This window comes from Streptomyces sp. NPDC059371, assembly GCF_042751995.1.
Taxonomy (GTDB): Bacteria; Actinomycetota; Actinomycetes; order Streptomycetales; family Streptomycetaceae; genus Streptomyces.
In genome coordinates this window covers 1-24,990 of the sequence record NZ_JBHYXD010000109.1, presented here as the reverse complement: position 1 = coordinate 24,990, position 24,990 = coordinate 1, and the positions used below count along the sequence as shown (strand labels likewise).

Here is a 24,990-nt window from a genome sequence, read left to right as displayed (position 1 = left end):
TGTGGTCTGGTCTGGGGGTGTTTTGTTATAACACCTGTTTGGGGGGGGTCGACCTGCGGGGGGGGGGGCCCCTAAACCGGGGCCCCCGCCCCCACGAACGCGACGAGCATGCCATCGGCCGCTCGCGCGGCCGACTGCCCACCAAGATCCACCTCGCTGCCGATGCCAGCTGCCGGCCTCCGGCGTTCGTCCTCGCCGGCGGACAGGCGGGCGATGTACCTGCCTTCACCGATGTCATGGCCCGCCTGCGTGTTCCGCGACGACGCGGTTGCGCACCAGACCGGTCAGCCACGCCTGCATCGGCGAACGGAAGGCTCGCGCCGGCCCGCCCCGGCCGATGGGGCAGGTCGACGCTGTACTCGCTGACTTCAACTCAGCGAGTGGACACGGGGGCCAAGCACCTGGGCCCTACAACGGGAGTATCCCAGCTGATGCCGGTGAAACACTCCTACAGCCAGACCAGAATGAGTCCGCCGTGATTGCCCCTGGGACTGGTCGCTGCCGACTCGTTCGGCTGCACATGGTCGCGGGCGAATACCCGAAGCCGTACATGGATTGGGTTCGCCGCCGGACATGCGATTGGGTTCGCCTCGAGGGCGGGGTCCGTTGACCACGCCGTCGGCCCAGATGGCCGGGATCGGACTGCAAGGCGTCGGATTGCGACGACGGCCGCGTCGACGTGAGGTGTCCGTGAACGTGGGTAGCAGGTCGTTCTGGGGACGGCGCAGCAGTTCGTAGGGCAGACCGGTAGTGACGATGAAGAAGGCAGCGATCTGGGCCTGGCTGTTGGCGGTCAGCAGGACCCCTCAGGTCACGCCGGACGGCACCTGGGCCGCCACGGCGAGACAGGTGTCTTTGGGGCAGGGTCAGAGGGACTGGGCACGGATGACCACTGGCCGTGTATCGAAAGTGGATCTTGGGCTGTGAATGATCACGGTTCATGGGTCAGGGAGATCTCACGGACGAACAGTGGCGGCGCTGGAGCCGTTGTTGCCGAAGGGTGTGCCTGGCATGAGGTGCACGCCGCCGACCTCACTCCTACCTCCACGGTCGCGCACCCATTTGCGGGTGTACCCCCGCGCCGCCCCTGGCTCCGCCCCACGGCCGACAGGTAGGCCGCCGATTCATCCAAACGGTCGGCGGCCTATCCGTCGCCCTATCCGCAGGGGCGGGCGGACTCGTCGAGCCGGCTCATCGGGCGCCCGCTGTTCGAAGACCGCCCGGCAAGGTTCTGCCGAGGGAGGGTGACTCAACTGCGCCCGGTCTGCTGCCGAGCTTCGTCCGCGAGGGCCTGGCCTGAACCCCGCGTCTGTTCCGTGACCTGGCCGGCCTGCTCACGCGCTTCGTCCTGCGTGGCCCCGATAGCCTGTGAGGCGGTGTCCTTCACCTCCGCGGCCGCGTCCTGTGCCACCTCCTGGGTGCCTTCCTTCAGGTGCTGCGCGGACTCCAAGACCGCCTGCTTCACCGGTTCCACCGCGTCGCTCTGCATCAGGTCGGTGGCCTTCTCCTCCTCGACTCGTGTGGCGGGCAGCAGCGAGGACGCCAGCATGCCGATGCCAAAGGCCACCAGACCCGCCGCCATCGGGTTGCCCTGAGTCTGACGCCGGGCAAGTTCGGGCGCCTCCTGGACGGCCTGTCCCGCTTGCCCCATTGCATCGCGTGCCGTTCCGGCGACCCGGTCGGTACCTTCCTGGAGCGCACCGGTTGCGGACTGCGCGGCACTCCCCGCCCCGGACGAGGCGTGGGAGGCGGTGCCCATAACCCGCTCGCGGATGCCAGAGACCGCGCCGCGCATCCGCTGCTTGCGGCGTTCCACCATCCGCCGGGGACTCGTGTGGTCGGCGAGCTGGTCCACGTCAGTGGACAGCCGGCCACGGGTGGCCTCGATCTCGGCCCTCACTTGGTCGGGTGACGTGCCCATTCCCTGTTCTCCTTCATGGTTTCGACGGTTTGCTCGGGCTTGGGGGAGACGGTGCGCATCTGCGTGCGGCCCCTCTGGTAGAGCACGGCCGCCACGACGGCCCATACCGCGGTGACGATCAGAGCGGCCCAGCCCCCGTCCATCACGTTGGACAGGCCGAGCACTCCGGCCAGGGACAGGAACAGCAGGACCATGTATCCCGCGAAGCCCGCACCGCCGTACAGACCGGCGGCCTTACCCGCCTTGGCGGCTTCCTCCTGGATCTCGGCCTTGGCGAGCTCGACTTCCTGACGGAAGAGGGTCTGCAGATCCGAGGTGACCTGAGAGAGGAGCTGCCCAACAGACGCGTCCGGCGCCGGCGCGCCGAGGGAGTCGGGCGTGCGCGGAATCGAGGACATCTCACACCTCCGGATGCGAAGGGCCCGGCATGCCATCCGGTGAAGTGCCGACGGTCGGCGGAACCGACGGAGGCAGCGGCGACTCCGGGAGGGACCCCGTAATGGAACCGGCCGGCAAGGCAGTGGAGGCCCGAGCATCTATCTCGCCCTGGTCCCGACTGTCGACGGCCCGCCCCGTGTCGTGTCCATCGGACCGGGAAGCATGCGTCGCCGCCTTCGTCAGCCGTCCGACGGCAAGCCCCGCCAGCACCGCGCCGCCGAGAAAGGCTCCCGGGCGCCGACGGGCGAAGCCCTGCAGGTCGGAGACCAAACCCTCGACCCCCTGCTTGTCCAGGTAGTCGGCCGTCCGGTGTCCCCGATCGGCGGCCTGGGCCGCCAGGCTGCGCGCCGGTGAGTCACCCTGGGCGTGCTCGGCAAGCCCCGACAGGTCCTGCGCCCACTGCCGCAGCACACCGGCAGCACGCTGGGCCTGACCGTCGGCCTCCTCCATCGCACGGCCGCGCAGATCACCGAGGACGTTGCCGGCCTGCTGCCGTGCTTCCCCCACGACGGTCCGGGCCTGCTCCGCTGCAGTCCCCGCGACCTGCGCCGTGGCCTCCTGCGCCTGCCCGGCCGTGGCAGAAGCCTCCTCCTTGAACCGCTCTCCCGTGCTCCCCGTTCCGGGTTGTATGGACCCAGTCATCAGCGACTCCTCCTCATCGAACGCCCGGTGTGGTCCCGTGGATTTCGATACCGGGCGCATCCCGAAGGCAGTGCACCCGAAATGTCATCCCGTGACCGTTCGTCCTTCCCGAGTGGCCAATAGGCCGCACTCGACACACGTTTACGGCAACGCATTGAAACGAGACTGCGCCTCCCGGGACGAAAGGAGTCAGACACCACGACCGGTCCGGCACCGCTCGACGGGCCTCTCGTCGGTAAGTCCCTGACATGAGCGCGTCGCCGTCTGGGCTGATTCAGCAGGCATGCCCCGGGCTGTGGGGGAGACCCGGCGGGGCAGATGGCGGTGACTCGGAAAGGCTGGGGCGAATTAGGCAGACCACATTGCTCCGCAATGCTGCGGCCCTATGCGCCGCATCGGTCGCCGGAGCCGCTATTGCGGGACGATGGCAGCTGGGGCGAATCCCCCGCCTCGTACCCCCTTCCGCCCTGCCCAGAGAACAGGGCCGGGTCGAACGGCTACCCATCGCGCCTCGTGACCCCGCCACCCCGCCGTCACACGCTGCCGCCCAGGCCGTCCTTCAACATCTGTGGAGCCACCTATATCCGCCCGACCTCACGCCCGGTCAAGGGCGCTGCGGATGAGCGATCAACGCCCCGAGGCAGGGCGGTCTACGCCCTCTCACCAGGGTGACCGTCCGCCGTACGCCGACAGGCCCTGCCAGCAGAAAACATGGAGTATGCATACTCAAGTCCCCTGGGGCCGGGTATAACGCCGCAATCTGGACACTCGCCGGTCATGGCCACTGAACACACTCTCTTGGCGTCCTCCTCTGCCGGGGTCCTGTTGCTGATGGTGGGCGTCCTTCTCGTCGCAATGCTGCTGGCGGCGTTCGTTGTGGGGCACCGGCGCTCCGCCCGGCGTCGAGAATCCGCCTCCGCGCCTTCGCAGCGCCAGGAGGAGCAGGCGCGCCAGGTGCTCGAAGACCCTCCGCGCCGTGGAGAAGGCTGGAGCACTCCCGAGGAGGACCCTCAGCACGGGCATCCCCATCGATAACCGAGCGTCTTGGTGCGAGCTCTCTCCTGGCGAGCCTCTGCAGGAAGGCAAGCGCTGGAGCCATGAAGAAGGCCCTCGACCATGCGCCACGTGGCGCCGTCGGCGAAGTGGACCTAGCTCTCGGCACACGTTCTGCTGGCGATCCCGGACAGGACGGTCAGCCCAACGGAGCCGCAGAAGGCCTCCCCGCCCCGTGCGAGACCTGGTCCTGACACACACCATCCGCCCCCGTCGCCAAGGTGGGTCGGTACCGGTGCCACTTTCCCGGAACGTGCGGGCATGGCAGTCGGGGCGTGGAGCACACAGGAGTCGGTGCATGGGCTTTGGTCATGATGGCGATCAGCAAGATTTGCGATGCTCATAGCACACAAACTGACCTGGCTGGTCGCCAGGGGAAAGGTGGCCAATCGCCGGCACCCCGTTTTCGCAGGCTCGCCCTGCAGGAGCCCTCACGTACCGGCAGCACCCGGGTGATCTGCGCCGATATTCGTGGCTGATCAGGCGGCCCACCTCTCATATGAACTCCCAAGAGCCGGAGCCCACGCTGAAGAGCAGTCCGCCCGACCTTTCCGACCCCCTTTCCCCTCCCTTCATGGCTGCCTGCGCTTCTTGGGGGTGGATGGTGGTGGCAGGGGCGCAGACACAGATGCATGGGGTTCGAAAAGGGCCCCTGGCCTGCTTGGTGACGGTCACGCGTCGGGCGGCGGCCCTCCGGTCACAGGCAGCGTGTAGACGGCGGTCAGGCGAGGGGCGACGGGAGATCGCGGGCTCCAGCGGCGGGCGCTGCCTGCGAGGCCACTGCTGTGCGGCACCCGTTCGGCTCAGGCGGACGTGGGGTGTGTCTCGTTGGTCACGGCATGATGATGCAGGACGTATCGAGCAGTCGTGGCGGCAGCGGACGACAGGCTCCGCCCGTGGTCTCCCCGTCGCTGTACAACAATGATCAAGCCAGGCGTGCGCTGCGAGGTCTGCTGGGCGACGCCCTGGCATGCTTGCCGTTCCCGTTCCTGCACCTGCTGACGAGCCAAGAAGAGCACCCTGGATCCTCGCGGTCCTGAACGTGATGGGACGCATCGCGTGGGTACTGTTCGGGAAGGTCGTGGGGCGGCCGGCCGCGAGGGGTGAGTCAGTGGATTCTCACCGAGGACTGCAGCCTACGGGCGAGTCGTCGCCCGACGGCATAGGGCAACGAGACGATCAGGCGTCAGGTCGCTTGCAGACCTGGCGAGGACGGCTCTCTGCCGCTGTTGTCAGCTTCGGCAGGACCGCGCGGTCGTCTCGCTGCCGAGGCGACGCCCATAACCACCTCGACCCGCCGCCACATCGCACCTAAAGTGCCACCGCGGTTTGAGACGATGGCGGTCGCAGACTTCAGTGAGAAGCTGGCCGGAGCCGAAGCTGGCTGCTGGCGACGATCGTGCGGCGCGACGTGGGCCGACCCGTCCCGGTCAGGGAGGCTGGTGCGGGCCGACCCACGCGTCTCGCTGAGCCGGTGCAGCGAGTACATCCTGGGCCCGCCACCCAGGATCTTCTTCCACGGCCCCCACGGCCGCAGGGGTTGAGTAGCCATCTTCCTGACGGTAAAACCCGCTTCGCGGTGTTCACTCATAGCGGGCAGTACGCGGGAGCCGGGCCGGGCACTCACAACGGCGGGCCCCGGGGGTTCACGCTGTTGCCGGGGCGGAGTTGCCCCAGGGCCTCGCTTCGGCCGGATCGCAGCGCAGGTTGCGCACAGCTCGCTGGCGGGGAACCATCGGGTGACCGCAGCGAGTTCGCGCCTGCATCAGGTGCAGTTGCACTCCTGCAGGGCGCCGTCCGTCCAGGCTGCCTTGGAGATTGGTAGCCCGCGGTTCTCCGCCCAGTCCTCCACGCTGATCACCGCTCCTCCCGGGCTGACTCAACGAGCCAGACCTCTGAAGGGGGTCAACTTTCAAGCTCCGCCACCGGTCCACTTTTCAGGTTCTGATCACTTTCAGTGCTGGGGCCACGGAGGGTCACCGAAACCGCGATCATGAACGGCATCGTGCGGTGAGGAGGACCCGTTTGCGGAGCAAGTCGAAGTTGGCTCGGCCGAACATCTGCCGCTTCAACATCTTGATCTTGTTGTTCTGGCCCTCGACCGCGCCGGAGCTGTAGCGAAGGCTGAGGCCAGCGACGACGGCATCGAAGTCCTGGCCGAGACCGGTGACGAAGGTATGAAGGGCGGGCAGGTCCTCGGCCTGGACGCTCGTGATCCACTGGTTCAGGTCTCGGCCCTGACGGTTGTTCATGAGCTCGGCAAATGTGCGGACGTGGTGGGCGGTGCGGTCGAGCGCGGGGCAGCGAGCCAGAATCACTTTGAGCTGCTGGGTCTGGTCCTCGGTGAGGCGGTCTGGATGGCGGGTGAGCCAGCTGGTCACATTCCGCACGGACGGCGCCTTGAGGGGCGGGTCGTGCGGAAAGTTCTCGCGGAGTTTGGCCACGTAGACCTTCACCACATTCTCGCCGCCGGGGTAGCCACGTTCGCGTACTTCCTCGAACAGGCGGCGGGCGATGGTGCAGCCCTCCGCCCACCGCTGGTGCAGGTAAGGCTTGTAGGGGTCGAGGATGCTGGCTCGGCCGGTCCACCGGCCGACCAGGAGTTCGTCCGCGCTTGCCGCATTGGCGAAGCGGCGGACGGTATTACGGGCCAGCCCCTGTTGGCGGGCGATCGCGCGCAGTCCGATGCCCTTGTCGAGGAGAGCGTGGACAGCCGCGTGCTGTTCCCGGACACGGTCGGAGAGCCAGCCGGTTGTCCGCGGTCCTCTGGGAGAGGGCAGATCAAGGTTCGTGTTCTCCGTGTCCGCGACGGCCTGGGCCGTGGCGGCGTCGTGCGGCTCACGGAGCAGAGCGCGGTGTTGGACGACTGTCTTCTCGACGGCCTCGGCGAGGTTCGACCAGATGTGCCACCGGTCCGCGACGTGGATGGCGTTCGGGGCGCCGATCCGTCCGGCCTCGGCATAGGCGGTGGAGCGGTCCCGACAGATCACCTCGATGCCGGGACGGTCGGCGAGCCACTTGGCGACCGTCGACGTCGTCCGGTCCGGCAGCAGGTCGATGGGCTTGCGGGTTTCGATGTCGATCAGGATCGTGCTGTACTTGTGGCCCTTGCACAGCGCGAAGTCGTCCACCCCGAGCACCCGCGGTGTCGAGGTCTCGGGCTCCGGCAGGCGACGGATCAACCGCAGCAGAGTCGACCTGCTCACCCCGGCGGCCAGAGTCTGGGACAGGCGGGCACCGGCACGGCCGGCCAGCATCACCGCCACACGCTCCAGCACCGTCTGCAGCCCGGCGCTGCGTCGGCCGTGCCGGACGGCCAGTCCATCGACCTGCTCGGCGAACGTCGCCTGTCTGCATGAACGTTGGCCGCAGCGGAACCGCCGCACCTGCAACTCGATCAGCACCGGGCGTCCGCTGACCGAGCTGTCGGCGAGCCGCCGTACGTACCGGCTGTGCACCCGAGACGACTGCGTCCCGCACGCTGGACATACGGCCCGCTCCGCAACCGCCCGGGCCCGCACGACCACCAACTCGCCGTCAGGCACAACGTTTTCGATCACGACACCTTGGACCTGGTGGAACCACAAGTTCTGGAGGAGGACATCACCCACAGCCGTTCATGATCGCGGTTTCGGTGACCCTCCGTGGCCCCAGCACTGAAAGTGATCCGGAACCACTTTTCAGCCGTCGCCGACACATCTGCTTGGACTGCCGACCCCTGGCTTAAGAGAGCAACTGATCCGCTTTGCAGGTGATTTGGGGTGTTGACGGTGACCGGGGTGACGGTGGGTCGTTGCGTGTCTTGTGACTCCTCGACGCCCTTATCGCAGTGATGTCTCCGATGCCCGTTGGACGTTGATCGAGCCGGTGTTCGTGTCGTGGCGGGCCGCTCGGACAGGGCCGGGAACCGCGGCGCGGGTGCACGATCTGCGGGAGATCGTGAACGCGATCCTCTATGTCAACCGAACGGGTATCCCGTGGGAGTACCTGCCGCACGACTTCCCTCCGTACAAGACCGTCTACGACTACTACGCGAAATGGGAAGTGGACGGCACCGCCGAGCGGGTGCATGACCTGTTGCGTGACAAGGCCCGCCGAGCGCAGGGCCGGCCGGCGGCACCGTCGGCTGCCGTCATCGATGCGCAAAGCGTGAAGACCTCCGCGAACGTCGCTGAGGACAGTCAGGGCATCGACGCCGGCAAGAAGATCAAAGGACGCAAGCGCCACGTCGCCACAGACACGCTCGGCCTGGTCCTCGCGGTCATCGTCACCGCCGCCTCAGTGCACGACTCAACCGGCGGGAAACGCCTGCTCGACGAGCTCGCCGCCTCGCACCCCAGCGTGACGAAGGTGTGGGCCGACGGCGGATACCAGAACAGCGTCTTCCAGCACGGAGCTGCCAGGGGCATCGACGTCGAGGTCGTGAAACGCTCCTCCGCCAAAGGGTTCCAACCCCAGAAAAAGCGCTGGGTGATTGAGCGCACCTTCGGCTGGCTGATGCAGAACCGGCGCCTCGTCCGGGACTACGAAGCCCTCCCTCAACGATCCCGCACCATGGTCCACTGGGCCATGGCTAACAAAACCAGCCGTGAACTCACTGGAGAATCAGCACCAACCTGGCGAATCGATACGGGTGATTCAGGCAATCTGGCCTGAACGCTGATCAGATGCCCTCTAAGGCCCTTACCGCCGCGGCCCTATCCCTGTAGCCCTCCGCACGCAGTTGACGAGTGCCGAACGGCAAGTGGCTCCACCCTCTGGTGAGGGGGAGCCACCTGGTGGGACTGCGGGCTGGGGGTCAGGCGCGGCTGGTGCGCCGGTTTCCGGTCAAGACCCGGTACAGGGCGAGGAGGATGACGGAACCGACTATGGCTGCGATCCAGGTGGAGAGGTCGAAGAAGCCGTCGATGGAGTCGACACCGAAGATGACCTTGCCGAGCCAACCGCCGAGGAGCCCGCCCGCAATGCCGATGAGCATCGTGATGATGATCCCGCCGGGGTCCTTGCCCGGCATGAGCGCCTTGGCGATAAGGCCGGCGAGCAGTCCGATGATGATCCAGGCGAGGATGCCCATGATGTGTCTCCTACCTCGTCATATAAAGCTGGTGTCAACGCATCGTGTTTACCGCCTCGGCGTTTCCAAACACTATGGACGCGGACGCTTGACGGGTCTACAGCCGCCCGTAGTGGAGGAGGGGGCTCTGCGAAGGTCAGTTTTGCGGTGAGACCCCGGGGGGAGGTCCGGACGCCGCCGGAGCGAAGATCCCTCGTAGAGTGACATCGCCTGCAAGCACAGTCGTGGGCTACAGCTACGGGTGATGCATGATCGGGTGACAAGTCAGGTTCGGTCACGCGGCCTGACGGTTTCGTATGCGACGGGGGTCAGCCGCGGCCGAGTGAGGCTCGTCGCGGCGTCGGTGGTAGGTCCGCTCGATCCAGGTCACGATCACGATCCGGAGTTCCTGGCGGGTGGCCCACTTCCGTCGGTCGAGGACATTCTTCTGCAGCAGGCTGAAGAAGGACTCCATGGCCGCGTTGTCGCCTGCTGGCCCGACCCTCCCTATCGAGCCGATGATCCGGTGCCGCTCGAGCGCCCGGACGAACTTCCGTGACCGGAACTGCGACCGACCCGCGATCGCTGTGCAGAATGCACCCGGCGACGTGTCCGCGCCGGGCAACGGCGTTGTTCAGGGCGGTGACGGCCAGGCGGGACTTCATCCGCGTGTCGATCGAGTAGCCGACGATCCGCTTGCTGAAGACGTCCTTGACCGCGCAGAGATACAACTTGCCTTCAGGACGAGTGACTCGTTCGCCTCCGGTAGGACACGCTCTGAAGGTCAAATCGGCGCCGGATGGTCAGGCGGTAGCAGCGACAAGGGTGACGTCGGCGGTGATGCGCTTGCCGACGGACGTGCGTTCGATGCTGAGGGTACGGGCGAGAGCTCTGACGATCTCCAGGCCGTGATGGCCGATGCGTTCCGGGTCCGGGGCCTTTGCGGCGGGCAGGACGGGGCTGCTGTCCCAGAGTTCGACGTGCAGCAGGGGGCCATCGATCCACAAGTGGAGCAGGGCCGGGCCGGGAGCATATCTGCGGGCATTGGTGACCAGTTCACTGACGATCAGTTGGACGATCTCCACCGTGGCGGTCGCCACTGGGATACCGCAGCGGTTCTTCACCCTTGCCAGAAAGAGGGCTGCGAGTCGACGGGCCTGGCCGATGCAGGAGCTCTCGCCGCCCACGGCGAGCGAGGCCTCCACCGGCAGGGCAGAGCCAGACCGTCCACTGCCCATGCCCTCATGGAATTCATCCATTTTGCTCCGTTCTGGGTCTCTTGCGAGGTACCCCTCAATGTGCCGCTTATGCGGGCACAGCCCATTACCTCTGGCCCAGCCAAGAGGGTGCAGCCCTCGGAGGACGGAGTACTTCGGGTCCTTCTTCGAAGGCACTGGCCGTACCGCAGAGGATTGTTGAGGGGGGCGATGTGGCAGACACGCACGAGACAGCGGGGCAGTCTCCTTGACTGTCGATCACTGAGACCGTCACTGCAGGCATCTGCGTGGCGCTGAGCGGGGAGATCGACGCCGACACCGCCCATTTCCTGCGTAAGGCCTGCCGCCCGCCACGCCGGCCCCGGCAGAGTTGGCGCTCGATTACAGCGGTCCCCTTCATGCCCTCCAGCGGTTTAAGCGTCCTGGTCGCCGCCCGCCGCTACGCCATAGCGGCCGGATTCGTATGGCGGCCCTGGCCGTACCCGTACAGCGTGTTATCGACGTGGGTTTCGATACGGTCATCCCCTGCTACCCCACGCTCGCCCGGACCCTCACCACCTGACCGGAGAAGCGGAACCTTCGGCACCCCTACGAACGGCTATGTCCCGCAACGAACTTCCCGTGGGTTGCCTTGACGCGCACAGCCTTTCGCTGATCCCGTCGGTGGCCGGCCAGGAATGCTGGCGCTGAGGGGGGCCGGTCTGTGACGTCTGTACGGACTTGGCCCGCCCGTCTCGAGGAGGTTAGGGCGGGTCGACTGCTGTGTCCTCGCTGACTCCAACTCAGCGAGTGCACCCTGGACCCAGCCGTCCAGGTCCTCTACTGCGGCCCCCACAGCCGCACGGGTTGAGTAGCCCGCTGCTTCGGGCAAAACACTCTTTGCGACGCTGGCCGAAAGTAGCGTAGGCAGGCCGAAGTGGGGCCCTGGTCTCCGCCGGGGCTTGGGGAGCTCCGCTGTGGCGGGCGGTCAGATACTTGCGGACATCGGGCTGTGTGAACTCACGGGGAGCCGGTGTTCGCGCGGCGGCTTCCGGAATGGGGGCCCAGGCCATCCGGGGACAGCACAGCTCGGGCGGGATCAGGGAAGAGCCATGGGTCAGGCGGCATACTCGTGCCGCTTGGGACTCTGCGCGTTTCACCACGGCGGTGGCACGGGCGCTGATGCTGCCGACGTACTTCAGGTGCCCGCCGGTGGTTGAAACGACCACTACTTCGGCCTTCTCGCACGCCTTGTGCTTCACCAGCCCCTCATTGCCGTCGGTAGATGAAGTTGAGCCCCCGGTCGATGGGAGGGGGAGAAGGAACCGACCACCGCCACCGTGCAGCCGCACGCAGCCGGCACCGTGCTGGCTGCGCCGATTGCCGGCCAGCAACATGTCCCCGCGGAGCGACTGACCCTCTTCGCACCCGCCGAACTCGGCTGCGACGCGCTCTCCGACCCCGGGGCTGCTCCACACCGACAGTGCGGGCGACGGCGGCGGACGAACTCCAAGGCGTGTGGCCGATGGGTTTGGGATTGGATGCAGCCGGGGCAATGCCGCCGCCGACACAACACGGCAGCTCAATCCCGAGCGGCGCTGAGGGACCGGGCTGACGAGTAAGAGCCTGCCAACCGGAGTGATGACGGGTCCCAACTGTCACGCATATGCAGGGAAGGCCCTGCGTGATGCCTGTGGGCAACGACGATCGGTGCCCATAGGCACGCGGAGCGGCACCTTGGATGCGAGAGGGCCACCCTTGGGCGCCTGCCCTCTGCGTGCGCTGGCCGATTCGGCAGCGCGGACGTGGCGCGCTACTGGTCGGCGCTGGGGACGGCCAGCGGGTCATCCGGGGACTTCTGCTTCGCCGTCTCCATCTGTTCGCCGAGCTCGGTGAGGCGGTTGCGGCCCATGGCTTTGCGAACTGCGGGGAACCACTCTTTTTCCTCTTCCTCGACGTGGTGGCGCACGTTCTCAATGAGGACGGTCATCTTGGCGTCGAACCGTTCGTCGGCCGGATCGAGGTCCTTGAGTTCGGAAAGCATCCACAGCACGACGTGATGTTCCTCAACGCTTTCCAGGACGTGGTCCTTGGTGTCCGGCGCGGCTTCCCGGGCGGCCGGGTAGAAGATCTTCTCCTCGATCCAGGTGTGGGCGGTGAGCTCCTCGATCACCTGGTCGGCGATCTTCCGCTTCTCGGCGTGGGCATTGTCTCCGGCCTTCTCGAACTGCTTGAACAGCTTCTCGACCGTTTTGTGGTCTTCCTTGAGCAGTACGATTCCGTCCATCTTGATCTCCCTCACGTCCGTCATCGGGTGAAGCGGGCCCTCCGCCCTGACGCCGTGTACCCGATACGCGGTGGGAGAGTCCGTTCACCGCAGGGTTGTGGCCCTGACAGGCGACCCTCCTAGCCCGAACGCGCGAACGTACGGTGCCCTCAGACAGCGGCGGAAGCAGCCCCGTGGTGGGCGGCAAATCTGTCCCATCGGTGGTGTCTCATGCGGATTGCCTCGATGGCGCGGTACGTGGGCCTTGGGCCGGCGTTCTGGCTTGTCCCGCGGATGTGGTGCATCCGCTGTGTTCCGAGGTGCCCCGGAGCTGTGCTGCGGTCCGAGCGTGGGAGGCGAGGCGGTGGTAGGCCAGGTCTGCTGCTTTGGTGGATCGCACGGGCAGCAACTGGCTGCCGTCGAGCGTGTCCCGCAGCGCGGCGTGAGCGTGGCCGTAGGCGGCCTTGTACTGGGGAGTTGCTCTCCGGGGCAGCCAGGAAATCAGAAGGATCTTGTTCTGGCGCGTGCCCTCCTCGGTGGCGAAGGGCAGGTCGTAGATGGCGAGTCGGGGTTCGTTCGCGGGCAGTGCGAGCAGGAGTTCGTCGTGTGTCAGATTTCCGTTGTGTTCGACGACACAGCTGTCCAGGAGATCGTTGAGCCGGTAGATCACGGTGTTGATGTCCCGCTTCGACTTCAGCTCCCGGAATGCGCTGATGCAGCTGTCGTCCACGGCGATGTCTGTGCTCATGGTGCTCTCCCTGTGCCCATGTCTCGGATGCGGGGATAGAAGTTCGGCTACGGCAGGAGGGTGCCTCCAGTGGCGTTGACGATTTCCGCGGTGATGAAGCTGGCTCGTGGAGAGGCGAGGAAGACGTAGGCGGGCGCCATCTCCGCGGGCTGAGCAGGCCGGCCGAGGGGGGCCTGTTTGCCGAACTCGGTGGTGTCCGGCATCGTCGCGGGGATCAGCGGCGTCCACACCGGGCCGGGTGCCACAGCGTTGACGCGGATGCCGTCGCCCGCCACCATCTGCGCCAAGCCCTGTGTGAAGGTCACGATCGCGCCCTTGGTGGTGGCGTAGTCCAGCAGGTGCGGGCTCGGCTTGTAGGCCTGTACGGACGTGGTGTTGATGATCGAGCCGCCCGCCGGTATGTGGGGGAGAGCCATTTTGCAGAGCCAGAACATGCCGTACAGGTTCGTGCGCACGACCCGGTCGAACTGCTCGGTCGAGATCGCGGCGATGCCGTCCGGCTGAGACATCTGGTATGCGGCGTTGTTGACGAGAATGTCGATGCGCCCGAACTCTTCAACTGTTCGTTCCACCAGACGGCGGCACTGATCCTCATCGCTATGTCGCACTCGACGGCGACCGCCCTGCGTCCTGCCTGTTCGACGAGCTTGGTGGTTTCGGCTGCGTCTTCCGTTTCCTGCGCGAGGTGGGTGAACAAGACGTCTGCGCCCTCGCGTGCATAGGCGAGGGCTACGGCGCGGCCGATGCCGGAGTCGCCACCCGTGATCAAGGCCTTGCGGTCCGTGAGTAGTGCGCAGCCCTCGTAGGAGTCTTCACCGTGGTCGGGCGGTGGGTCCATGGGGCCCGTCCATCCAGGATGCTCCTGGCTCTGTTGCGGAAGGTTGGGGCGGGGATGCTTGTCTAGAGGGTTCTCGGGCATGGATCGCCTCCGGAGGCTGTGGGACTGTGAAAATCGGCCACCTCTGGGCCGCAGTCGGCGACACGTTGCCGTCTGCAGGGCGGTCAGAGGGCTGAGCCTGTTCGGATAGTGCTGTCGATCGAGATAACGAGTACCCCCGGCACCAGCGTCATGCGCAGCGTGCGGTTTCGGGCATCGATGCGTCATGGCGACCGTCCTGAGTCATCGCCCGGGAGCGGCCTGTCCCGTCCTGGACGGTCGCCGGCCCGGCTCGTCTCGAGGGCCCTGATCTCGCGCGCCGCGCCCCCGCACCAGCGCCCGTCCCGAGGGCAGCGGCCGACCTCACCGCATCTGAATCATCTGGCGGCCGCGATGGCGCGGAGACCGGCGGGTGCGGGTGCCGCGGCGGTCGACGCGCGCCAGGCCCTTCAGCGGGCGATTCTGCGGGGCTTTTGGTGAGTGAGGCGGGCGGAATCGGAGACACGGAAGGTAGCGGGTGCTGCTGCCACGAGTCCGCTCTGCGTACAGCCGTGTGGCTAAGCGGCGCCGCTCCATCCTGGAGGTTTCGCGTGTCTGTTTCCGCTTCGTCCGATCCGCTTGCTGAACTGTCCGCCGCGGGGGTGTCGGTGTGGCTGGACGACCTGTCCCGCGAGCTGCTGGCTGGCGGGGAGCTGAAGGCGCTGATCGCCGACAAACACGTGGTAGGGGTCACCACGAACCCCACGATCTTTGCCTCGGCGCTGTCCAAGGGCGACCGTTATAACGACCAGCTGGTGCGCCTTGGTGCCCAGGGGGCGCAGGTTGATGACGCGGTCTTCGCGCTGACCACCGACGACGTGCGCGAGGGCTGCCGGGCGTTCCGGGAGGTCTACCGGAGCAGCGACGGCGTGGACGGGCGGGTCTCGATCGAGGTCGACCCGCGGCTTGCCCGTGATGCCCAGGCCACGACCACGCAGGCTGTGAAGCTGTGGGAGACGGTGGGCGAGCCGAACCTGTTCGTGAAGATTCCGGCGACCCGTGAGGGACTGGCCGCGATCACCGCTGCCATCGCCCGGGGCATCAGTGTCAACGTCACGCTGATCTTTTCTCTGGACCGGTATCGGAAGGTGATGGACGCCTACCAGGCCGGTCTGGAGCAGGCCCTGGAAGCCGGACTCGACCTGTCGGGCATCCACTCGGTCGCCTCCTTCTTCGTCTCGCGCGTCGACACCGAGGTAGACCGCCGCCTCGACGCCCTGGACAGCCCACAGGCCCACGAGCTCAAGGGCAGGGCCGCGGTCGCTAACGCCCGGCTGGCGTACCAGGCGTACGAGCAGCTGGTGGCCGAGCCGCGCTGGCAGCAACTGGCCGCGGCCGGGGCCAACGTCCAGCGACCGCTCTGGGCGTCCACCGGAGTGAAGAATCCGCACTACCCGGACACGATGTACGTCAGCGACCTGGTCATCGCGGGTACGGTCAACACCATGCCCGGCACCACGCTGACCGCGTTTGCCGACCACGGCACCCTGCCCGCCCATGCGCCGACCGGCGAGGACTACGCCGCCGCCACAGCCCACCTGGCGTCGCTGGAAGATGCCGGTGTCGACTTCGCGGACGTGACCGCCACCCTGGAGCGTGAGGGGCTGGAGAAGTTCGAGGCCAGCTGGGCGGAGCTCGGGGACTCGGTGGACAAGGCGATGCGCTCCGGCACCAGGCAGGGAGCCGGGTCCGCGGACGGCGGTTCGAACGGCGCTGGCCTGCTGGCGATCTACCTCAACGACCACTACACCGGTGCGACCGGTGGCCTGGAGCTCTTCCAGCGCGCCGCCGGCGCGAAGAAGGGCGAGGACGAGGAAGCAATCCTGACGGACCTGGCCCGGCAGGTAGAGGAGGACCGCGACGCGCTGGCGCAGATCATGGCCGACCTGGGAGTGTCCGTCGACCGCACCAAGGCGGCCCTGGGCTGGGTCGCGGAGAAGGCCGGCCGCCTGAAGACCAACGGCCACCTCTTCTCCCGCTCCCCGCTCAGCGACGTCCTGGAAGCAGAGGCGATGCTCCTGGGTGTTCAGGGCAAGGCAGCGTGCTGGCGCACCCTGCGCGCCCTGTCCGAGACCGACCGGCGCCTGGACGCAGCGCATGTGGACATCCTGCTGGAACGCGCTGGGCGCCAGAGCACGGCCCTGGAGGAGCTGAGGGCCGCGGCCTCCACCCGCGCGCTCGACCCGCAGACCGCGCCCGCCAGCTGATCGCTCCCGTGACGATCCCTCGCCTGCTCCATGGCAGGTGAGCAATCGTCACGGCCCACCGGAAGACGCACCTCACGCGGAAGGCAGCAGAGCAGACTCCCTGTACGGGCGCTCTGCTGCCTTCCGCCCACCGGCCTGATGAAGGAGCAACGGTATGGCGAGTGAACAGTCCGGCGGCACAGTACGACGCGACAGGTCCTTGGCGCTCCCCCTGGCGGAGCAGGCCGGCTGGGACGAGGTCGATGTGCGGGCGGTGGACACCGTGCGGCTGCTGGCGGCCGATGCGGTGCAGAAGGTCGGCAACGGGCACCCGGGCACGGCGATGAGCCTGGCCCCTCTGGCCTACCTGCTGTTCCAGAACGTCATGCGGCACGACCCGGCCGATGACCAGTGGCTGGGACGGGACCGGTTCGTGCTGTCCTGCGGGCACTCCAGCCTGACCCTGTACATCCAGCTGTACCTGGCCGGCTTCGGCTTGGAGCTGTCGGACGTGGAGGCATACCGGACCTGGGACTCGGCCACCCCCGGCCACCCCGAGCACCGGCACACCCGCGGCGTGGAGATCACCACGGGACCGCTGGGCCAGGGCCTGGCCAGCGCGGTCGGCATGGCCATGTCGGCCCGGCGCGAACGCGGCCTGCTCGACCCCGACACCGAGCCGGGCAGCAGCCCCTTCGACCACCACGTCTACGTCGTCGCCTCCGACGGTGACCTGATGGAGGGCATCACCGCCGAGGCCGCATCGCTGGCCGGCCACCAGGAACTGGGCGACCTCACCGTCTTCTACGACTCCAACCACATCTCCATCGAGGACGACACCGACATCTCCTTCAGCGAAGACGTCCCCGCCCGCTTCGCCGCCTACGGCTGGCACGTCCAGACTGTCGACTGGACGCGCACCGGAACGTACGTCGAGGACGTCGATGCGCTCCTGGCGGCCACCCGGGCGGCCCGCGAGGAGACCGGCCGGCCCTCCCTGATCATGCTGCGCACCCTGATCGGCTGGCCCGCCCCCACTAAGCAGAACACCGGCAAGGCGCACGGCTCCGCGCTGGGCGAGGACGAGATCGCCGCCACCAAGACGCTGCTGGGCTTCGACCCCGGGGCGCACTTCATCGTCGAGGACGAGGTCCTGGCCCGCACCCGCGCCGCGTCTGACCGCGGCCGGGAGGCCCACGAGCAGTGGGACGAGACCTTGGCGGCTTGGCGCTCGGCCAACCCTGAGCGCGCCGCGCTGCTGGACCGCTTGCAGGAGCAGCGGCTGCCCGGCGGCTGGACCGACGCCCTGCCCGACTTCCCCGCCGACCCCAAGGGCATGGCCACCCGCGCCGCCTCCGGCAAGATCCTCACCGCGCTCGCCCCCGTCCTGCCGGAACTGTGGGGCGGCTCGGCCGACCTGGCGGGCAGCAACAACACCACCATGGACGGGGAACCCTCCTTCGTGCCGGCCGACCGCCAGACCAAGGACTGGAAGGGCGGCCCGTACGGCCGCACCCTGCACTTCGGGATCCGCGAGCACGCCATGGGCGCCATCCTCAACGGCATCGCCCTGCAGAGCCTGACCCGCCCCTACGGCGGCACCTTCCTGACCTTCTCCGACTACATGCGCCCCGCCGTACGCCTAGCCGCCCTGATGCAGCTGCCCGCCACCTACATCTGGACCCACGACTCCATCGGCCTGGGCGAGGACGGTCCCACCCACCAACCTGTCGAACACCTGGCCGCACTGCGCGCCATCCCCGGCCTCGACGTCGTCCGCCCGGCCGACGCCAACGAGACCACCACCTGCTGGCAGACCATCCTCGAACACGGCGACCGGCCCGCCGGACTGATCCTGTCCCGGCAGAACCTGCCGATCCTGGACCGCGGCAACGGTGAATACGCACCTGCCCGGGGAGCGGGCCGCGGCGGATACGTCCTCGCGGACACGGCCGACAGCGCGGTGCCCGACGTGATCCTGGTCGCCACCGGCTCCGAGGTCCAGATCGCCCTGGACGCCCGCGACCTGCTGACCGCCGAGGGCCTGGCGGTGCGGGTGGTGTCGATGCCGTGCCGGGAATGGTTCGCCGCCCAGTCCCAGGGCTACCAGGATGAGGTCCTGCCGCCGGTCGTACGCGCACGGGTCAGCGTTGAGGCCGCCATCGGGCAGGGTTGGCGCGAGGTCGTCGGGGATGCCGGGCGGATTGTCAGCCTGGAGCACTACGGCGCCTCCGCCGACTACCAGCGCCTGTACACCGAGTTCGGCATCACCCCGCAGGCCGTCGCCGAGGCCGCCCGCGACAGCATCCACGACACTCAGCGGGCAGTGCGCCCCGGCGGCCACCAGCAGACCTCCACCCCTATCGGCGGCGGCACCGGCGACCGTCCCTGATTCTCCCAGTCGATCAGGTGCGGGGCTGTGGCATCAAGGCAGCCAACCTTCGGGGAAGCCGATACCGGACTGCATTGGTCGGGTTACGGCTGCGCCGTCGCTGCTCGGAGCACCCTCAGCATGGAGGAGCCATGGCCACCGCCCCCGCACCGCGCCGTCAGCCGCCCCCGGACTACGGGGAACCCCGTCTCCAGCGCACCGTCTGGCCAGGAGTCCTCATCGGGGTCGGCATCGCCGCCTTCATCGACGAGACCGTGTTCCATCAGCTCCTGCACTGGCACCACTTGTACGACGAGTCCACCCCGGCCGTGGGCCTGGTCTCCGACGGCATCTTCCACGCCTTCGGCTGGCTTGCCGTGGTCATCGGCCTGGTTCTGGTGGCCGACCTGCGCCGCCGCGAGGCGCTGAGCGAGCGGGGCCTGCTCGGCGGGATTCTCCTTGGTGCCGGGTTCTTCCAGCTCTACGACGGAACGATCCAGCACTAGATGAGCAGGTGGACGGGCTCACTGATGGCGTCCACGGGCTGAGCGAGAAGATCGACTGCAATCAGGCGCAGATCGTTGAGCTGCTCACCGAGCTGGTGGGTCGGCGCCCCGACGCCAGCTGATTTCTACGGGCTCAGCGCCCTGCCTGTACATGCGGCGGTGCCGACCGGATGTTTCTGGTCGGGGTCGCCGCGCGTTCGTGTCAGTTTTCGCCGAGCAGGTGTTCCTGCCGGGCCTGACCAGCAGCGCCATGCGGAGCGGACGTTGTCTTCGTTCGTGGTCCAGCGGGTGGTCGAAGGCTGCGGCAGGGGCTGGGCGGCCATGAAGTGGGCGATGTCGGTGAAGTAGGCGAAGTCGCTGGTGGCGGTGAGCGTGCGCAGCTGGCCGATGACGGCGGCCAGTTCCTGGTCCTCGCCGCGGACCGCGTGGTGGAAGGCGAGGGCGAGCTCCGTGAACCGGTGAAGGAAGGGGAGCCCGGCGGCCTCGATGTCGGTGTGCAGGTTTTGGGCGCGGTCGGTGACGGCGCCGGTTTTGGCGTCCTTGATCAGAGCGGTGACCTGGGTGAGGACGGTGTTGGAGCGCTGGTCGAGGCCGTTGAGGAGTTGGTGTGCGAGCGCGAGTTCGTCGTTGGCCCGGTGGGGGTCGGCGAAGGAGGGGGCCAGGGCGAGGCGGGCCTGCATCATCGCGCCCTCGCCGACGGCACCGTGCTGCTCGGCCTCGGCGCGGCCGGCTTCGAAGGCGGTGACGGCGGCGGCGGTGTCGGCGTGGGGCCAGCGGATGTCACCAAGGACGCAGTGGTGGCGGCCCTTCGAGCCCAGGGCGGGGACGGCGGCCAGGGCGGTGGGGAAGTCGCCGGCGAGGCGGGCCAGGTTGGCCAGGCCGCGGCGGGCCTTGGGGGCGAGGCGGCCGCCGATGTCGGCGACCTGTTGCATCCCGGTGCGGGCGGTGTCGTTCTGGCTGAGGTCTTTGTGGGCCTTGGCCCGGTAGTACAGGGCCATTTCGGTCAGCTCGGTGGGCAGCAGGCCGGTGTCCAGGCGGCGGTGTGCTGGCGGTGCTCGCGCTGGCGGCGGGTGATCGCGGCGAGGAGTTCGGCCATGGCATCGGCGGGGGTGTTCGGGGCCTCGGTGATGGTGGGCGGGGTGAGGGGTTCCCAGACGGAGTCGTTGGTGTAGACGAAGGCGGTCTCGATGAGCCAGTCCGGTCAAGTGGTGGTCGCGGGCCAGGCGCAGGCCTTGGGGCAGGAAGCCACCAGCAGCATGCGGCTGGGAGCGAGGGCGGTCGCGTTCGTCCACTGGTCGCCGAGAGCGGCCGGGGCGCGGTTTGGGCCTGGTGCCGGTCGGCGCTCGTCCAGCAGTCCTCGCTGTGGTCGTCGTCGCGGACGGCGCTGCCAATCGCGCGGTGCAGGTGGTAGGGCCACAGCGCGTACGGGTTCTCGGTGATCAGCGGCCGCTCGGTCAGGCGCCGGGCCGGGGCTTGCTGGGTGAGGCCTGCGGCGCGGGTGGCCAGGTCCAGGTCGAAGGCGTCCAGCGGGGAGATGCTGCGCAGCAGGTGGCGTTCGTCGGGGGTGAGGTCGGAGAGGTGCGCGTCCTCGAGTGGGCCGGCGAAGCCGCGGTGGGCAGGACTGTGTCCTTGTACTTGTCGGTGCTGGTCAGGTGGAGGGCGAAGCCCGGTCGCAGTCGGCCGCCGTCCTGTCGGGCTAGCGTCGGATCGCCGCCGCCAGTGAACCGACGGTGATGCGCGGCGTCTTCTGCGGATCAAGGTCGCGTCGGATCATTCGATGCCCGACTCCCCACGTCAGGGCGCCCAGTCCGAACCCGTACACGACGACGAGTCCGTGCCCGTTTTCCTGGGCGAACCACATCACTAGCCCGAGCACAGGTGCTGCAACAGCGAGCAGCCGGTCTTTGTAGTCCTTGGCGCGCAGCAGCAGACCGGCCGTGAGGGTCGCGGCGAGGAAGTAGGTGGCTCCCGAACTGCCGGCGAAGTTACGGGGATCAGTGCTGCGGCTCGCTTCCATGAAGAGCGAGTCGATGTGTTGCGGGAGAAGAATCCCGGCCACGAACAGGCCGATCATCAAGGGCCCGCCCCAGAACCACTCCGCGAGGCCCGCGACCACGGCAAGGGTTGCGATGTTCCAAGCCCCGCCCAGGAAGCCGCCGTTCTGCATGAAGACAGAGGTGACCACACGCCACCAGCCGGACTTGCTCGGGTCCGCGTCGAACGCGTCCATGGCCCCTGCCCAACTGAGTTGGGTCACGACACCGGCGAGCGCCACTGCGAGCACGGCCGCAGCGGCCCAGGGTATGCGCCGCTGCGGGATCGAGTCGGCGCCGAGCAGCGCCAGGCCCGCCTTGAACATCAGCACCATCAGCGCTGCCGTGGTCACGTTGAACAGCAGATTGCCCATGTTTGTCTCCCCGTCGCTCGCATGCATGGTCGAATGCGGAGGTGACGCTACTGGACGTGATCCACTTGGTGGGGGTCGGATTGCGCGGTGAGCTGCTTCTTTGCGACTTTATGCACTCTTGCGCAATCAGGACGCCCTCCAGAGCCGCTCCCGGTTCCGACCACAGCTTCACGAGGTCAGGACGGCGGCCTTGAGCTGGGCCACACCGGGGTGCCGTCGACGAGATCGGCCCGGACGGCGTCCCGGCCGCCGTCCTCTCCCCGGTATTCGGGCTCGTGGCCGGGGAGGGCCGGATCCGCGAGCTCGGCGCACCCGGCAAGCGCGGCGGTGCGCCAGGGGACCTGTACGTCGCCGTGCACGTCACCGACTGATCCGCCGCGCTTCCAGGTTCCGCGGCAGCATGCGGCACGGTGCGCGAGGACGGCCCCGTGGGCCGCTGCGGTGTCTGGGAGCCCGGCCTGGCGCCGGTACGGCGCCGGGTCAGCGCACGCGTCCGAGGTGAATGACGCTGACGCGGATCTGCGGGTCGCTGATCTCGTACATCACGCGGTAGGTGCCGACGTGGATGCGCAGGAGGCCGGCGCTGCCGAACGCTCCGTCGGGACGCGGGTTGTCGGCGAGGTGGTCGACGGCGGTGAACACCTGCCGTACGCCGTCGGGGTCGTCCTTGGCGAACCGCTCCGCTTGGGCGAGTGCCTCGGGCTCCCAGATGACCTCGGAGCTCACGCCTTAGCTCCGCCGAACACGCGGCGGTACGCCTCGTCGTGGGGGACGCCGGCGTTCTCGCTGCGGGCTTGGCGGTCTCGGTAGGCGGCCAGCGCGCGCAGTTCCTGCAGTTCCAGGGCGTCGGCGGGGCTGACGAGTATGGCGACGGTCTGCCCGTGGTCGGTGATGGCGACCGGTTCACGGGTGGCGCTGACCTCGCGCGCGATGGCGCCCAGGCGGGCGCGGGCTTCCACGATCGAGTAGGTCGTCTCCGTCATGCACACCACCTTACAGAAGTGTGCATGTTTGGGGCCTGCGTTCTGCGGCATGGTCCAGCGCACGCGCGGGTGGGTGCGGCACTACTCAATCAGTGGTGTCGAGGCGGGTACGACGGTCCTCAACGGGTCGATGCCAGGTAGCCCCTCTAGCCCGGGGTTACGGGATGCCGCCCTTTTCGCAGACCCGGCGGGCGACCTCGCGGAGCTTGATGTTGGTCTCCTGTGAGTAGCGGCGCAGTGCGTCGAACGCTTGGTCTTCGGTGAGGTTGTGGCGGCCCATGAGGATGCCCATGGCCTCACCGATGACGTGCCGGGTGGCTACGGCGTGCTCCATCTGGGCGTGGGTACGGGCGCTTGAGAAGGCGATAGCCGCGTGGGAGGCAAGCAGCAACCCGGCCTGTTCACTGTCCGCGGTGAATGAGCCGGTTTTGCGTGAGTAGAAGTTCAGCGCCCCGAACTCCTCGTCGTCGGTGAACAGCAGGAATCCCATCATGCTTCCCACGCCCAGCTCGAAGGCCTGCGGAGCAAAGAGCGGCCAGCGTGGCTTCTCTTCGGTGAGGTCGGCGATGCGGAAGACCCGTTCCCCCTGTGTGCTGTGTGCTGTGTCGAAGCACGGGCCTTGCCCCAGCTCCGCCTGCAGCCGATCGCTGTCGATGACCAGGCGGTCGGTGGGGGCGACGGTTTCCACCTGGTGGTCGTGCAGCACGAGGATGCCCGCAGCGTCGCAACCCTCGACCAGCTCCGCAGCCGATGCTGTGATCCGCTGCAGGGTGGCATTGAGCGAATCCTGGGCCAGTAGGTCCCGTGCCATCGCCGCCAGCTTCTGTCCGAACTGTCCCCAGTCCACTTCATCCTCCATCTCTCATCCGGTCAGAACCAACCGGATACCCGCCTTCCGCGGGCTCACAGCAGGACCGACGACGAGCGCTGGGGGTAGCACTGGCACGAGAGGACTCTCCATCTTGCCTGCCGCGACTCCCGTCCCACTGGGACGGGAACGCTTGCCCGGAGCGCTGGCCCGCTTGTCACCCCATGCAAGCACCCCGAGTCGCCGCTCGCGATGTCGGTCTAAAACTGCCGGTCATCGTTGACATCTGGATCTCTGATCACTAGGAGATCCACACGTCGAAGACACCCTCGCTCGATCGCGAGGCCAAGCGACGCCTGGCCGTCATACGCCATGTCGAAGAGGTCACCAGCAACGTCGCCATGAGCTGCCGGTACTTCAGGAGAAAACGCTCTGGCGCGAACAGGGATGCACTGCGGGGTCGGTGCGGGGCCGCTACAGGCAATGCCGCAGCAGACGCGGGACATGCAACGTGAGCCAGGCGCTGCCGAGGCCGATCAGGGCACCGGCGGCGACATCGGTGGGGTAATGGGCGCCCGACTGCACTCGCTCGACGGCCAGCAGGGTGGCGGGCACCGCGCAGAGGGCGCCTGCCAGCGGCCACATGGGCGCGATGGTGGCTGTGAAGGCCACGGCGGCCGCGGTGTGGCCCGAGGGGAAGGAGGAGGAGTCGGGCCGGTCCTCGACCTCATCGTGCTCGATCCACTCTTTGGGCGGGCGTGGCCGGTCGACCAGCTGCTTGCACACCCCGTTGGACACCAGCTGCGCGACGGCGAGCGCGGCAAGCCCCGAGACTGCGGATCTACGCCCACGCCATCCGCCGAACGCCGTCATGACCGCCGCGGCGCCGCACCACAGCTTGCTGCTCTCCGCCGTCTCCTCCACCGCCGACAGCAGCCGGCCGATGGCAGGTGGAATGCGGGAGGCAGCCCGCTGCGTCAGATGCCGGTCCGCTTCCCTCAACCCTGCTATCAATCTCATGAGCTGCGGATATCCCGGACGATCCAATACATACCCACCCGGCACCCGGCGATCAGACTTCGCCTTCGCCCAGGCGGCGCAGGTCGTCCTCGTCCCATTTCCGGGTGTCACGGGGCTGGGTGTAGGGCTCGGTCCCGGGCGCCATGCCGCCGGCGATGGCCCGCTGGCGTACCGCCTCGGCGTCGAACTCCAGGCCCAAGAGGATGGCCAGGTTGCTGATCCACAGCCACACCAGGAAGACAATGACGCCGGCCATGGTGCCGTAAGTCTTGTTGTAAGAGGCGAAGTTGGCGACGTAGAAGGCGAACCCGGCGGAGGCGATCAGCCAGATCACCAGGGCCAGGAAGCTGCCCGGGGTGATCCACCTGAAGCCCTTCACCGTCGCGTTCGGGCAGGCCCAATACAAGATCGCGATCATGATGGTGACGAGGACGACCAGGACGGGCCATTTGGCGATCGACCACACCGTCACCGCG

Annotated in this window: 21 protein-coding genes and 2 pseudogenes; 5 read left to right on the top strand and 18 right to left on the bottom strand. The window is 67.8% G+C overall.

What is annotated here, in order from left to right; all coding sequences use genetic code 11:
• Positions 1-1,249: 1,249 nt before the first annotated feature.
• From ACFXGX_RS36955 to ACFXGX_RS36945, 3 genes are read right to left on the bottom strand one after another with little or no spacing between them, the layout of a single operon-like run.
• A complete protein-coding gene (locus tag ACFXGX_RS36955) occupies positions 1,250-1,921 on the bottom strand; it encodes a DUF3618 domain-containing protein (protein WP_384800738.1) in 672 nt (223 codons plus the stop codon).
• Positions 1,897-2,319 (bottom strand): phage holin family protein, encoded by a 423-nt coding sequence (locus tag ACFXGX_RS36950; protein WP_384800735.1) that lies wholly within the window; start codon positions 2,317-2,319, stop codon positions 1,897-1,899. Before ACFXGX_RS36950 ends, ACFXGX_RS36955 begins: the two co-directional genes overlap by 25 nt.
• 1 nt (position 2,320) lies before the next feature.
• Positions 2,321-3,001 (bottom strand): hypothetical protein, encoded by a 681-nt coding sequence (locus tag ACFXGX_RS36945; protein ID WP_384800732.1) that lies wholly within the window; start codon positions 2,999-3,001, stop codon positions 2,321-2,323.
• 711 nt (positions 3,002-3,712) lie between these two features.
• Here ACFXGX_RS36945 and ACFXGX_RS36940 point away from each other — a divergent pair.
• Entirely contained in the window at positions 3,713-4,036 is a 324-nt protein-coding gene (locus ACFXGX_RS36940; RefSeq protein ID WP_384800729.1) for a DUF6479 family protein, read from the top strand.
• Between the two features lie 2,009 nt (positions 4,037-6,045).
• Here ACFXGX_RS36940 and ACFXGX_RS36935 read toward each other — a convergent pair.
• Positions 6,046-7,614, bottom strand: a complete 1,569-nt coding sequence (locus ACFXGX_RS36935) for an ISL3 family transposase (RefSeq protein WP_384800727.1) — start codon at positions 7,612-7,614, stop codon at positions 6,046-6,048.
• Positions 7,615-7,858: 244 nt separating this feature from the next.
• Here ACFXGX_RS36935 and ACFXGX_RS36930 point away from each other — a divergent pair, with 244 nt between their 5' ends.
• Positions 7,859-8,710 carry an IS5 family transposase gene (locus ACFXGX_RS36930; RefSeq protein ID WP_384800724.1) on the top strand — a complete coding sequence of 284 codons (852 nt, stop codon included), beginning with the start codon at positions 7,859-7,861 and terminating at the stop codon, positions 8,708-8,710.
• 142 nt (positions 8,711-8,852) lie between these two features.
• On the opposite strand, the gene ACFXGX_RS36925 is transcribed toward ACFXGX_RS36930, so the two are convergent.
• From ACFXGX_RS36925 to ACFXGX_RS36900, 6 genes and pseudogenes are all read right to left on the bottom strand, one after another.
• The gene (locus ACFXGX_RS36925; RefSeq protein ID WP_384800721.1) at positions 8,853-9,128 is read right to left on the bottom strand and encodes a GlsB/YeaQ/YmgE family stress response membrane protein; all 276 of its coding nucleotides are present in this window, start codon (positions 9,126-9,128) and stop codon (positions 8,853-8,855) included.
• Between the two features lie 264 nt (positions 9,129-9,392).
• Positions 9,393-9,847: pseudogene (locus ACFXGX_RS36920) on the bottom strand (transposase); the annotation flags it as partial.
• Between the two features lie 63 nt (positions 9,848-9,910).
• On the bottom strand, positions 9,911-10,366 hold the full coding sequence (locus tag ACFXGX_RS36915) for an ATP-binding protein (RefSeq protein WP_384800718.1): 456 nt from the start codon (positions 10,364-10,366) through the stop codon (positions 9,911-9,913).
• A 1,750-nt stretch (positions 10,367-12,116) separates the two neighbouring features.
• Positions 12,117-12,590, bottom strand: coding sequence for a hemerythrin domain-containing protein (locus tag ACFXGX_RS36910; protein WP_384800752.1), 474 nt, complete (start codon positions 12,588-12,590; stop codon positions 12,117-12,119).
• 208 nt (positions 12,591-12,798) lie between these two features.
• Positions 12,799-13,317, bottom strand: coding sequence for a hypothetical protein (locus ACFXGX_RS36905; protein ID WP_384800715.1), 519 nt, complete (start codon positions 13,315-13,317; stop codon positions 12,799-12,801).
• A gap of 47 nt (positions 13,318-13,364) precedes the next feature.
• A pseudogene (locus tag ACFXGX_RS36900) lies at positions 13,365-14,236 on the bottom strand (SDR family oxidoreductase).
• Between the two features lie 548 nt (positions 14,237-14,784).
• On the opposite strand from ACFXGX_RS36900, the gene tal reads away from it, so the two are divergent.
• The 3 genes from tal (at position 14,785) to ACFXGX_RS36885 (ending at position 19,296) form a co-directional block, all read left to right on the top strand.
• Complete coding sequence (tal, locus tag ACFXGX_RS36895) at positions 14,785-16,440, top strand: transaldolase (protein WP_384800712.1); 1,656 nt, start codon at positions 14,785-14,787, stop codon at positions 16,438-16,440.
• A gap of 154 nt (positions 16,441-16,594) precedes the next feature.
• Entirely contained in the window at positions 16,595-18,811 is a 2,217-nt protein-coding gene (gene tkt / locus ACFXGX_RS36890) for a transketolase (protein WP_384800709.1), read from the top strand.
• 131 nt (positions 18,812-18,942) lie between these two features.
• A complete protein-coding gene (locus ACFXGX_RS36885; RefSeq protein WP_384800706.1) occupies positions 18,943-19,296 on the top strand; it encodes a DUF2243 domain-containing protein in 354 nt (117 codons plus the stop codon).
• A gap of 125 nt (positions 19,297-19,421) precedes the next feature.
• Here the strand turns inward: ACFXGX_RS36885 and ACFXGX_RS36880 are convergent, their stop codons facing one another.
• The 8 genes from ACFXGX_RS36880 to ACFXGX_RS36845 form a co-directional block, all read right to left on the bottom strand.
• The gene (locus ACFXGX_RS36880; protein ID WP_384800704.1) at positions 19,422-20,294 is read right to left on the bottom strand and encodes a hypothetical protein; all 873 of its coding nucleotides are present in this window, start codon (positions 20,292-20,294) and stop codon (positions 19,422-19,424) included.
• 698 nt (positions 20,295-20,992) lie between these two features.
• Positions 20,993-21,703: a hypothetical protein gene (locus tag ACFXGX_RS36875; protein WP_384800701.1), complete on the bottom strand. Its 711-nt coding sequence runs from the start codon at positions 21,701-21,703 to the stop codon at positions 20,993-20,995.
• Between the two features lie 176 nt (positions 21,704-21,879).
• Positions 21,880-22,062, bottom strand: a complete 183-nt coding sequence (locus ACFXGX_RS36870; protein WP_384800698.1) for a hypothetical protein — start codon at positions 22,060-22,062, stop codon at positions 21,880-21,882.
• Between the two features lie 121 nt (positions 22,063-22,183).
• Positions 22,184-22,429 carry a type II toxin-antitoxin system RelE/ParE family toxin gene (locus ACFXGX_RS36865; RefSeq protein WP_384800695.1) on the bottom strand — a complete coding sequence of 82 codons (246 nt, stop codon included), beginning with the start codon at positions 22,427-22,429 and terminating at the stop codon, positions 22,184-22,186.
• Complete coding sequence (locus tag ACFXGX_RS36860; RefSeq protein WP_384800692.1) at positions 22,426-22,686, bottom strand: type II toxin-antitoxin system Phd/YefM family antitoxin; 261 nt, start codon at positions 22,684-22,686, stop codon at positions 22,426-22,428. The genes ACFXGX_RS36865 and ACFXGX_RS36860 overlap by 4 nt, the downstream gene beginning before the upstream one ends.
• A gap of 157 nt (positions 22,687-22,843) precedes the next feature.
• On the bottom strand, positions 22,844-23,545 hold the full coding sequence (locus tag ACFXGX_RS36855) for a GAF and ANTAR domain-containing protein (protein WP_384800689.1): 702 nt from the start codon (positions 23,543-23,545) through the stop codon (positions 22,844-22,846).
• Positions 23,546-23,968: 423 nt separating this feature from the next.
• Positions 23,969-24,514, bottom strand: a complete 546-nt coding sequence (locus tag ACFXGX_RS36850; RefSeq protein WP_384800686.1) for a phosphatase PAP2 family protein — start codon at positions 24,512-24,514, stop codon at positions 23,969-23,971.
• A gap of 52 nt (positions 24,515-24,566) precedes the next feature.
• On the bottom strand, positions 24,567-24,990 hold a 424-nt coding region (locus tag ACFXGX_RS36845; RefSeq protein ID WP_384800683.1), incomplete at its 5' end, for a YihY/virulence factor BrkB family protein.

Bases quoted from the DNA above. Each gene is read 5' to 3' on its own strand.
- ACFXGX_RS36955 (WP_384800738.1), bottom strand. From the start codon at position 1,921: ATGGGCACGTCACCCGACCAAGTGAGGGCCGAGATCGAGGCCACCCGT.
- ACFXGX_RS36950 (WP_384800735.1), bottom strand. From the start codon at position 2,319: ATGTCCTCGATTCCGCGCACGCCCGACTCCCTCGGCGCGCCGGCGCCG.
- ACFXGX_RS36945 (WP_384800732.1), bottom strand. From the start codon at position 3,001: ATGACTGGGTCCATACAACCCGGAACGGGGAGCACGGGAGAGCGGTTC.
- ACFXGX_RS36940 (WP_384800729.1), top strand. From the start codon at position 3,713: ATGGAGTATGCATACTCAAGTCCCCTGGGGCCGGGTATAACGCCGCAA.
- ACFXGX_RS36925 (WP_384800721.1), bottom strand. From the start codon at position 9,128: ATGGGCATCCTCGCCTGGATCATCATCGGACTGCTCGCCGGCCTTATC.
- ACFXGX_RS36915 (WP_384800718.1), bottom strand. From the start codon at position 10,366: ATGGATGAATTCCATGAGGGCATGGGCAGTGGACGGTCTGGCTCTGCC.
- ACFXGX_RS36910 (WP_384800752.1), bottom strand. From the start codon at position 12,590: ATGGACGGAATCGTACTGCTCAAGGAAGACCACAAAACGGTCGAGAAG.
- ACFXGX_RS36905 (WP_384800715.1), bottom strand. From the start codon at position 13,317: ATGAGCACAGACATCGCCGTGGACGACAGCTGCATCAGCGCATTCCGG.
- tkt (WP_384800709.1), top strand. From the start codon at position 16,595: ATGGCGAGTGAACAGTCCGGCGGCACAGTACGACGCGACAGGTCCTTG.
- ACFXGX_RS36885 (WP_384800706.1), top strand. From the start codon at position 18,943: ATGGCCACCGCCCCCGCACCGCGCCGTCAGCCGCCCCCGGACTACGGG.
- ACFXGX_RS36880 (WP_384800704.1), bottom strand. From the start codon at position 20,294: ATGGCCCTGTACTACCGGGCCAAGGCCCACAAAGACCTCAGCCAGAAC.
- ACFXGX_RS36875 (WP_384800701.1), bottom strand. From the start codon at position 21,703: ATGGGCAATCTGCTGTTCAACGTGACCACGGCAGCGCTGATGGTGCTG.
- ACFXGX_RS36860 (WP_384800692.1), bottom strand. From the start codon at position 22,686: ATGACGGAGACGACCTACTCGATCGTGGAAGCCCGCGCCCGCCTGGGC.
- ACFXGX_RS36855 (WP_384800689.1), bottom strand. From the start codon at position 23,545: ATGGAGGATGAAGTGGACTGGGGACAGTTCGGACAGAAGCTGGCGGCG.
- ACFXGX_RS36850 (WP_384800686.1), bottom strand. From the start codon at position 24,514: ATGAGATTGATAGCAGGGTTGAGGGAAGCGGACCGGCATCTGACGCAG.